10 protein-coding genes are annotated in these 9111 nt (G+C 67.2%); 5 read left to right on the top strand and 5 right to left on the bottom strand.

All coding sequences use genetic code 11. From position 1 onward, the window contains the following. The 3 genes from treY to OUY22_RS20525 form a co-directional block, all read right to left on the bottom strand. Positions 1 to 1942, bottom strand: a 1942-nt coding sequence (treY, locus tag OUY22_RS20535) for a malto-oligosyltrehalose synthase (RefSeq protein WP_270156673.1), incomplete at its 3' end; no start/stop codon positions are given. Further along, a complete protein-coding gene (gene glgX / locus OUY22_RS20530; protein WP_270156672.1) occupies positions 1935 to 4028 on the bottom strand; it encodes a glycogen debranching protein GlgX in 2094 nt (697 codons plus the stop codon). The genes treY and glgX, both read right to left, overlap by 8 nt. 190 nt (positions 4029 to 4218) lie before the next feature. Beyond that, the gene (locus OUY22_RS20525; protein WP_270156671.1) at positions 4219 to 4692 is read right to left on the bottom strand and encodes a hypothetical protein; all 474 of its coding nucleotides are present in this window, start codon (positions 4690 to 4692) and stop codon (positions 4219 to 4221) included. A gap of 573 nt (positions 4693 to 5265) precedes the next feature. On the opposite strand from OUY22_RS20525, the gene OUY22_RS20520 reads away from it, so the two are divergent. From OUY22_RS20520 to OUY22_RS20500, 5 genes are all read left to right on the top strand, one after another. Then, the gene (locus tag OUY22_RS20520) at positions 5266 to 6114 is read left to right on the top strand and encodes a helix-turn-helix domain-containing protein (RefSeq protein ID WP_270156670.1); all 849 of its coding nucleotides are present in this window, start codon (positions 5266 to 5268) and stop codon (positions 6112 to 6114) included. A 391-nt stretch (positions 6115 to 6505) separates the two neighbouring features. Next, positions 6506 to 6697, top strand: a complete 192-nt coding sequence (locus tag OUY22_RS20515) for a DUF397 domain-containing protein (RefSeq protein WP_270156669.1) — start codon at positions 6506 to 6508, stop codon at positions 6695 to 6697. Positions 6698 to 6841: 144 nt separating this feature from the next. Beyond that, positions 6842 to 7012 carry a DUF397 domain-containing protein gene (locus OUY22_RS20510; RefSeq protein WP_270156668.1) on the top strand — a complete coding sequence of 57 codons (171 nt, stop codon included), beginning with the start codon at positions 6842 to 6844 and terminating at the stop codon, positions 7010 to 7012. Between the two features lie 43 nt (positions 7013 to 7055). Continuing rightward, on the top strand, positions 7056 to 7484 hold the full coding sequence (mscL, locus tag OUY22_RS20505; protein ID WP_270156667.1) for a large conductance mechanosensitive channel protein MscL: 429 nt from the start codon (positions 7056 to 7058) through the stop codon (positions 7482 to 7484). Positions 7485 to 7580: 96 nt separating this feature from the next. Further along, positions 7581 to 8159, top strand: coding sequence for a hypothetical protein (locus OUY22_RS20500; protein ID WP_270156666.1), 579 nt, complete (start codon positions 7581 to 7583; stop codon positions 8157 to 8159). 3 nt (positions 8160 to 8162) lie between these two features. Here OUY22_RS20500 and OUY22_RS20495 read toward each other — a convergent pair whose 3' ends face one another. Together OUY22_RS20495 and OUY22_RS20490 are read right to left on the bottom strand one after the other, a co-directional pair. Further along, a complete protein-coding gene (locus tag OUY22_RS20495; protein WP_270156665.1) occupies positions 8163 to 8714 on the bottom strand; it encodes a phosphatase PAP2 family protein in 552 nt (183 codons plus the stop codon). Between the two features lie 84 nt (positions 8715 to 8798). Beyond that, entirely contained in the window at positions 8799 to 9107 is a 309-nt protein-coding gene (locus OUY22_RS20490; protein ID WP_270156664.1) for a hypothetical protein, read from the bottom strand. Positions 9108 to 9111: the final 4 nt, after the last annotated feature.

Here is a 9111-nt window from a genome sequence, read left to right as displayed (position 1 = left end):
GATCGGCGCCGCCGCGGGCGAACGCGATCACGTGCTCCGCCGCCTCGCCCTCGGCGCGCAGCGGCGTGTACGGTGCGCCGGTGCCGAGGCGGCGGCGCAGCCGCAGGGCCTGCGTGGTGACCCGGAGCTTGGCGGCGTCCCAGGCGGAGGCGGGCACGCGCGGGTACGTGACGGGCCGCCGGTTGTCGGGGTCGACCAGGGAGAAGTCGGTGGTCTCGTTGCCCTGGTAGACGTCGGGGACGCCGGGCATCATGAGCTGGACGAGCTTGGCCCCGAGCGAGTTCGCCATCGCGTAGCGGTCGATCCGCTCGGTGAAGTCGCCGATCGGCAGCCGCACCGCGGCCTCGGCGAACGCGCGCAGCCCCCGCTCGTAGTCCGCGTCGGGACGTACCCACGAGATCGCGGTCTTGGCCTCGCGGGCCGCCTTCAGCAGGTAGTCGGTGAACCGGTCGGCGGAGATCGGCCAGGCGGCCATGAGGTTCTGCCAGGCCAGGTAGTCGAGCCGGGCGTCGAAGGCGACCTGGGCCGACCACTCGGACACCGCCTTCTCCCACTCCTCCGGCAGCTCCGACAGCACCGAGAGCCGGGCCCGCACGTCCTCCGAGCGTTTGGTGTCGTGGGTGGACAGCGTGGTCATGGTGTACGGGAGCATGGCCGCGCAGTAGGCGTGGAACTCCTCGACCGCCACGCCGAAGTGGTCCGGCTCCCACCCGACCTCGTTCAGGCTCGACAGCGGGAACCAGCGGTAGAGCGCGGTGTCCTCCACGCCCTTGGCCATGACGGGGCCGCAGGTCTGCTGGAAGCGGGTGATCACCTCGGGCGGCCCGTGCAGGACCTGCTCGACGAGCGGGTGGACGGCCGGGGAGCAGGTCGCGGCCGCCGCCTCGATGATCTCGACCGACACGGCGGGCGGCGGCTCGCCCGGCACCACGTAGGCGCGGTAGACGGGCATGGCGGCGAGCAGTTCGGCGACGGCCTCGGGGTCGCAGGAGGCGGCGCGGGCCAGCCGGTTCACCTCCGCGCCGAAGAACAGCTCGATGACCTCCTGTTTGGCCCGGGTCATGACCTGGCGGTAGTCGGCGGGTTCGCCGGTCAGCCGGGTGAACAGCTCGACCAGCGGCCGCTTGCCCTCGGGGTCGACGAACAGGCCGGTGACGCGGTTGAGCGTCTCGTAGCCGGTGGTGCCGTCACACGCCCAGGCGCCGGGGAGCCGCTCCTCGCCGATGAGGATCTTCTCCACGACGGTCCAGATCCCACTGGTCCTGGTGCGCAGCCGTTCCAGGTAGCCGCGCGGGTCGGCGAGGCCGTCGGGGTGGTCGACGCGCAGCCCGTCGGCCAGCCCCTCGTCCAGCAGCCAGAAGATCACCTCGTGGGTGGCGAAGAACACCTCGGGGTCCTCGACCCGCAGCCCGATCAGGCTGGACACGTCGAAGAAGCGCCGGTAGCCGGGGCCCTGCCGCCAGTCGACCAGCCGGTAGTGGCCCGGGTACGGGAACTCGTGCTCGTGGTAGCGCAGCACGTCGCCGTCGACGACCGGCTCGGTGTCGTCGCCGAGCACGGGCAGCGCGACCTTGCCGTCCTCCCAGTCGAGGTCGAACCAGCCCGCGTACGGCGAATCCGGCCCGTCCTTCAGCACCGACCAGAACGCGGCGTTGCGCGTGTTCATGTGGTTGGGCACGAGGTCGAGCACGATGCCGAGATCGTGCGCGGCGAGCTGCCCGGCCATCTCCCTGAAGCCCTTAGCGCCGCCGAACTCCTCGCGGATCTTGGAGTGGTCGGTCACGTCGTAGCCGTGCAGAGACTCCGGCGTCGCCTGCAGGATCGGCGACAGGTAGACGTGGCTGACGCCGAGGTCGCGCAGGTAGCCGGCGATCTCCGCCACCTGGGCGAAGCCGAAGTCGGGGGTCAGCTGCAGCCGGTAGGTCGAGACGGGCCTAGACACGGCGCAGCACCTGCACGCTCCTCCCGGGCACGGCCACCTCTTCCCCCGCCCGGCAGACCCGCACGTCCAGTTTGATGGGCATCGCAGTGTCAATCTCGGTATGCCACATGTCGCCGTAATCCTTGGGGATCGTGAAGCGGATCGTGTCGTGGTGCGCGTTGAACAGCAGCAGGAACGAGTCATCCCTGATCGGCCGGCCACGCCGGTCGGGCTCGGTGATGGCGTCGCCGTTGAGGAAGACGGCCAGCGACTTGGCGTAGCCGACGTTCCAGTCGCTGTCGGTCATCTCCTCGCCCGACGGGGTGAGCCAGGCGATGTCGCTGAGCCCCCGTACCGGCTTGCCGTAGAAGAACCGCCTGCGCCGGAACACCGGGTGCTTCTTGCGCAGCGCCGCCAGGCTCTGGGTGAACTCCAGGAGCAGCCAGTTCTCCCGCACATCCGACCAGTCGACCCAGGTCAGCTCGTTGTCCTGGCAGTAGCCGTTGTTGTTGCCCTTCTGGGTCCGGCCCAGCTCGTCGCCGTGGGACAGCATCGGCACGCCCTGCGACAGGAACAGCGTGGTGAGGAAGTTGCGCTTCTGCTGCTCGCGCAGGGACTCGATGGCCCAGCCGGCCGGTCCCTCCTCGCCGCAGTTCCAGGACCGGTTGTCGTCGGTGCCGTCGCGGTTGCCCTCCTTGTTGGCCTCGTTGTGCTTGTGGTTGTACGAGACGAGGTCCTGGAGGGTGAAGCCGTCGTGGCAGGTGACGAAGTTGATCGAGGCGGCCGGGCGGCGGGTGTCGGCCTGGTAGAGGTCGCTCGACCCGGTGAAGCGGGAGGCGAACTCCGGCATCGTGGCCGGCTGGCCGCGCCACAGGTCGCGGATGGTGTCGCGGTAACGGCCGTTCCACTCGGTCCACCGCGACGGGAAGTTGCCCACCTGGTAGCCGCCCGGCCCGACGTCCCACGGCTCGGCGATGAGCTTGACCTGCGACAGCACCGGGTCCTGCTGCACCAGGTCGAAGAACGCGCTCAGCCGGTCGACCTCGTGCAGCTCCCTGGCCAGCGTCGAGGCCAGGTCGAAGCGGAACCCGTCGACGTGCATCTCGATGACCCAGTAGCGGAGCGAATCCATGATCATCTGAAGCACGTGCGGCGACCGCATGAGCAGGCTGTTGCCGGTGCCGGTGGTGTCCATGTAGTAGCGCGGGTCATCGTCGACCAGCCGGTAGTAGTTGGGGTTGTCGATGCCCCGGAACCCCAGCGTCGGCCCCAGATGGTTGCCCTCGGCCGTGTGGTTGTAGACCACGTCCAGGATGACCTCGATGCCGGCCTCGTGCAGCGCCTTCACCATGGCCTTGAACTCCAGCACCTGCTGCCCCCGCTGCCCGGTGCTCGAATACCGGTTGTGCGGGGCGAAGAAGCCGACCGTGTTGTAACCCCAGTAGTTGGTCAGCCCCCGCTCCTCCAGGACGTGATCGGTGACGAACTGGTGGACCGGCATCAGCTCCAGCGCCGTCACCCCCAGCTTCGTCAGATGATCGGTGATCACCGGATGGCCGAGCGCGGCATAGGTGCCGCGGATCCGCTCAGGGATCTTCGGATGGCTGATGGTCAGCCCCCGCACGTGCGCCTCGTAGATCACGGTGTCGTGGTACGGGGTCGCCGGCGGCCGGTCATGACCCCAGCCGAAGAACGGGTTGATCACGATCGAACGCGGCACGTACGGGGCCGAGTCCAGGTCGTTGCGGCTGTCGGGCTGCCCGAACCGGTAACCGTACGCCGCCTCGTGCCACGTCACCTCACCCTCGATCGCCATCGCGTACGGATCGAGCAGCAGCTTGTTCGGGTTGCAGCGCAGTCCCCGCGCCGGGTCGTACGGGCCGTGCACGCGGTAGCCGTAGCGCTGGCCGGGGCCGATCCCCGGAAGATAGCCGTGCCAGATGAAGCCGTCGACCTCGGTGAGCTTCACCCGCTTCTCACGGTTGTCCTCGTCGAACAGGCACAGCTCCACGGCGTCGGCGACCTCCGTGTAGAGCGAGAAGTTCGTGCCGGCGCCGTCGTAGGTCGCCCCGAGCGGGTAGGGATCTCCAGGCCAAATTTCGATCATCGAGGCGTCCTCCCGGTCCCTCCCATATTCTGTTTCCCCCGCCCTACCGGACAAGTCCGGTCTCGTAGCCCGCCGACGCGAACCAGTACCTTCCCCGCGTTTCGCTTCGATCACCTCCCCGCGCGAAGCGGTGGACCGCCTCCGACGACGCGGCATCGGAGACGGCCCACGACCTACCGGCGCACCCGGATCACGGCGCGCCCCGCACGGAGAACCGGCCGGCCTGGCAACCGACCTGATCATGACCGACTCTGATCACCTCCAGCAGCACCCAATGCGGCTTGCGCGGGTGCGGCCACACCAGCACGTCCACGGCCCAGCACGCTCCCGCGATCCTGCGCCGACTCCGCTCCAGGTCGTCGGCCGTGATCCCGGCCCGGCACCACACCCAGACACGCTCCCCGAAGGGCGCCGGCGCGCACCAGAGCACGGCGGGCGTCTTACCGCGCCGGTTCACCAGGTACGCCTCGACGAACCCGACCCGGATCCGGTGCGCGGTCACCACGCACCGGATCCGCCCCCACACCTCCGACCGCGCGGGCGGCCAGAGGGCGACCACCGCGAGCACCGCCGCGATGGCGATCAACACCGGCCCGGTGACCACCACCGCCGCGTACGCCAGGAATCCCGCGAGGCCGATCTCATACCTCCATCGCCAGAGCACAACCAGAGGGTGCGGGCGGAGGACGGGAGCGGTCAGTCGATGCAGTGTGTCAAAAATGCTCAAGGCCTCTCTCCTGACCCGAAGCAGTCCAGACACGCACCGCGCGGGGTGACCCCGGTGCCGCCACAGGTGCCGCACGTGATCAGCGCGTGCCCTACGGTTCTGCTGTAGACCCTGATCAGCGGGGCCGGACTCCGCACTCGCCAGCCCGCCGCTCTTGCGCGCCCATCGAAGCGGCGGCAGATCCATCGATCAAGGAAGCGGAGAAGTAGAAAGCCGAATCCAATTCGGACTTCTTTGTCGTTGATCGTGCTGGTCCGATCCATGGTGTGAGTCCTTGGGGCACGAGTGATTTGTGCCATTGCTACATGCATATGGCAAATGCCACTAGGCTTTGCCAGTGACTGTTACCTTACTCATTTGCCCCCTGGCCACTTCTGTGGGTACAACGGGCGTAAGCGTCACCCACCCGAGGGCCGTCATGAGCTGCGCACCCCCCAGCCCTGCAAACCACACCCGATCGCCCAAGACAGCGGAGAGCACCGCGGTCCCCAGGCAAGCGGACGGAGACACATGACCAGTCCGACACTCCGTCAACGCCAACTCGCCCGACGCCTGCGAGATCTACGCCAAGAGGCAGGCCTGAGCATCGCCCAAGTGGCCGAGCACCTCCTCTGTTCTCCGGCCAAGATCAGCCGGATCGAGACCGCTCAGCGGCGGGCCAGTCTCCGCGACGTCCGCGACCTCGGCCAGCTCTACGGCATCCAGAATGCGAACGAACTGATGGAGCTTGCCCGCGACGCCAGACAACAGGGCTGGTGGCACCAGGGTGAGGGCATCGACATCGGACCACTGATCGACCTTGAGAACGAAGCGAAAGCCATCACCGAGTACGAGACGACAACGATCCCCGGACTCATGCAGACCGAGGACTACGCCAGGGCCGTCATTCGGGGGTTCTTCCCCGACAAGGACGCGACGCTCGTGGAGCGGCAGGTAGAGGTGCGCATGCGGCGCCAGGAACTACTCCGGCGGCCGCAACCTCCACGCTACTGGGTGCTGCTGGACGAGTCCTCCCTCCACCGGCACATCGGCGGAGCCAAGGTCATGAAGAGACAGCTGGAGCAACTGGCCCAGTTCGCCGAGCTGCCGCAGGTGACCATCCAGGTCGTGCCCTTCGAAGTGGGAGCGCACATGGGGTTCGACAGCGCCTTCATGCTCCTGGAGTTTGACCGGAATGTCGATATCGCGGACATGGTGTTCATGGAAACGAGGGCGGGTCACATCTTCGAGGAGAAACCCAACCAAGTCAGCCGCTTCAGGGAGGTAATAGATCACCTTCGCGCAGACGCGCTCAGCCCTGTGGCCTCCCGCAAGATGATCCTCATGCAGCGCGACCACTTCGCCGGCAAGGAAATTTGAGAATCCCTGTCTGGCAATTGCCTCAGGCACGTACCATGTAAGGCAAGCGGCTACAAACGTCATGCTTGAGGTTCAAAGCCACCTGCAGCATGCCTTGATTTCCAGCTGCCAGCTCCACTCAGCGTCGCAGCCGGGCAGGGAGTCTTCAGCCGTGCAAAAAACAAGGACGCCTTGACATTGCACAATCGCGCCGTTTCAGCCACAGCAGGCGCCGCGCAGAAGTGGGAGTCCTTTCCGGGCTGCGACATCGCGATCCGAAACATCAATCCGCCCAACCACACGATCTTCTTTTTACATCAGGAAGATGCGGCTTTCGTGGAGAAGCAGCCAGGAAAGGTGATCAAGACAATAGAACGAGCGGCTTCCCGCTTTGACCAGGAGAGGCACGACTATGACTTCGCTTCCCCCGCCGGAGATCACCTGGAAGGTGTCCTCCCGCTGCAACAACGGCAGCTGCGTCGCCGTGGCGCCGTTGCCCGACGGCCGCATCGCCGTCCGCGACACCAAGCAAGCAGACGGGCCCATGCTGAGCTTCTCCGGGGACGAGTGGCACGCCTTCATCGGGCAAATCAAGCACAGCTGAACCAGCCGTCACAGAAGGGCAGGCCACGCAATGGCGGCCCGCCCTTCTGTCTTACGTGAACACATTTCGGGGTATGGCTGTGGGCGACGTCTGTAGACAACTTCTGAGAGGTGCCGCATGGGCTCCCTCCAAGGTCTCCCCGAAATGACCTGGCACTCGTGCAACAACGGGCATTGCATCCAAGTGGCACAATTCGGCGACACAGTCCTCATCCGCGACAGCAAGGATGCTGAAGGCGCGAAACTCTCGTTCGACCGCACGGAGTGGGAAAGCTTCCGCGACGCGATCAAGGCGGGTCGGTTCGACGCCGTCTGAGGCGCAGGTTTGACCTTGGCTTGACCGGCTACATACCGTCGCTATGGGTGGGTTCAAGAGTTTCCTGCTGCGCGGCAACATCGTCGAGCTGGCCGTGGCCGTCATCGTCGGCGCCACCTTCAGCGGGCTGGTGCAGGCCCTCGTCCGAGACCTCATCACGCCGCTGATCGGCGCCGTCACCGGAGGGCGGCAACCGGACTTCGCCGAGTACTCGTTCACCGTCAACGGCAGCGAGTTCAAGTACGGCGACTTCCTCAACCATCTGATCACGTTCCTGATCATCGCGGCGGTGGTCTACTGGCTGGTCGTCATGCCGATGACAAGGCTGATCAAGATGCTCGACCGTGACAAGGCCGCCACCACGAAGGAGTGCCCGGAGTGCATCGGGGAGATCCCGATCGAGGCGCGCCGGTGCATGCACTGCACGGTCGAGCTGGTGCCCGAGACGGAGAAGCCCGCCACCACCGGGTAGGGACGCCACGCGGGCGAGCGGCGGTCAGGGCGCGGTTTCGGCGTTGTTCCAGCTCGTACCCGCTCATGTGCGGCCTTGGTCCGACAAGATGGACGGGTGAGCGTTGAGTTGATGGTGTGGGACGAGCCCGTGCCCGTCTCCAGGGACCAGGCGCGGGCCACCTACCTGGAGGTCCGGAAGGGCGAGCCCGACCAGGGGGACCTGCCGGAGGTCGCCAAGGAGCTGCCGGGCACGGTCACCGCCTTCGGTGACCGCGTCCTGGTGACGATGGACCTGGAGACCATGGACGAGATGTCGGCCCAGGTGTTCGAGGTGGCGCGGACGCACGGGCTGGTGTGTTACGACCCGCAGCGCGATCTGGTGCACAACGTGGCGCCCCTCGGGGTCTATCAGGGCATGCAGCTCCACACCGGCGACGGGCTCGTCGTGCGCGATCCCGATCTGGGGCTGGTGCACGACGTGCTGGGCACCATGTCGCCGCAGAACCCGTTCGTGACGCTGGTGACCTTCGGCCACCACTTCATCCAGGTCTCCCCCGGCTACGAGCTGGAGTACAAGGAGGGCGCGATGGTCCGCGCCGAGGTGGCGGAGCTGGAAGAGGTGCGGCGCGCCTTCCACGAGTACGCGACGGGCGAGCGGGGCTTCCTCGGCCGTCATACCTGGTCGGCCGCCTGACGCTCACCCCGCGGCCGTCAGGCGTCCGCGGACCAGCCGCACGACCGGGGTGACGGCGCCGACCAGCAGCAGCGTCAGCAGCGGCGCCAGCGTGATGCCCAGCACGAACCCGCCGAGGACGTCATGCGGGTAGTGCACGCCGACGAACACCCGGGAGAACGCCATCACGGCGGCGAGCGGCACCACCACCCAGCCCAGTGCGCGCCAGGCTAGCATGAGCGTGCCGGCCGCGCCGGCGGCGATCACGGCGTGGTTGCTGGGGAACGACCAGTCGTCCAGCGGCGGGCAGGCGGCGATCGTCGGGACGCCGCCCCGGCACGGCCGGTCCTCCCTGATGATCAGCTTCAGCACCTCACTGGTCACGTACGCGCCGACGATCCCGGCCGGCCCGGCGATGGCGATGGCCAGGTCGCGCGGGGGCGCGTGGCGCGCCCGCCACCAGCACACGACGAACAGCGCCGCGAAGATGAACAGCCCTGCGTCGGTGCCCACCTCGGCGAGGGTGTGCAGCCAGGCGGGCGTGGTGAGTGCGAAGTCGACGATGTCGCGGTACACGCGTGTCCCATCCGTTCAGACAGCTGATGGACACGACTTTACGAGCATGGCGACCGCGAGCGCGTCAGCCGAAAGAACGAAGGTTCAGGCGGCGCCGAGGAAGCGCCTGGCCAGCGCGAGCCGGGTCTGCTCCAGCTCGCCTTCCGTGATCAGTCCGCGATCGAAGGACTCGGCCGCGGCGTCGCGCTCGGCGAGGTAGCAGGCGGCCATGATCTCGCTGCGGAGCGGGGTGAAACCGCGCTCGACGCATTCGGCGAACATCCGGGCCTTGGGCTCGATCTTGTCGCGGGCGACCGTGCAGGCCAGATCCTGGGCCTTGAGCTGCGCGACGGCGTCACGGAGGGTGACCATGCCGGACGAGCCGACGAACTTGGTGTCAAGAGTGATCTTCAATTCC

The sequence above is a fragment of the Nonomuraea corallina genome (assembly GCF_027620315.1).
Lineage (GTDB): Bacteria > Actinomycetota > Actinomycetes > Streptosporangiales > Streptosporangiaceae > Nonomuraea > Nonomuraea corallina.
The sequence above is the reverse complement of the archived record's forward strand: the minus strand, read 5'-3'. Positions and strand labels throughout refer to the sequence as shown.

Coding starts and splice junctions, on each gene's coding strand:
- glgX (WP_270156672.1), bottom strand. CDS start 4,028: ATGATCGAAATTTGGCCTGGAGATCCCTACCCGCTCGGGGCGACCTAC.
- OUY22_RS20520 (WP_270156670.1), top strand. CDS start 5,266: ATGACCAGTCCGACACTCCGTCAACGCCAACTCGCCCGACGCCTGCGA.
- OUY22_RS20515 (WP_270156669.1), top strand. CDS start 6,506: ATGACTTCGCTTCCCCCGCCGGAGATCACCTGGAAGGTGTCCTCCCGC.
- OUY22_RS20510 (WP_270156668.1), top strand. CDS start 6,842: ATGACCTGGCACTCGTGCAACAACGGGCATTGCATCCAAGTGGCACAA.
- mscL (WP_270156667.1), top strand. CDS start 7,056: ATGGGTGGGTTCAAGAGTTTCCTGCTGCGCGGCAACATCGTCGAGCTG.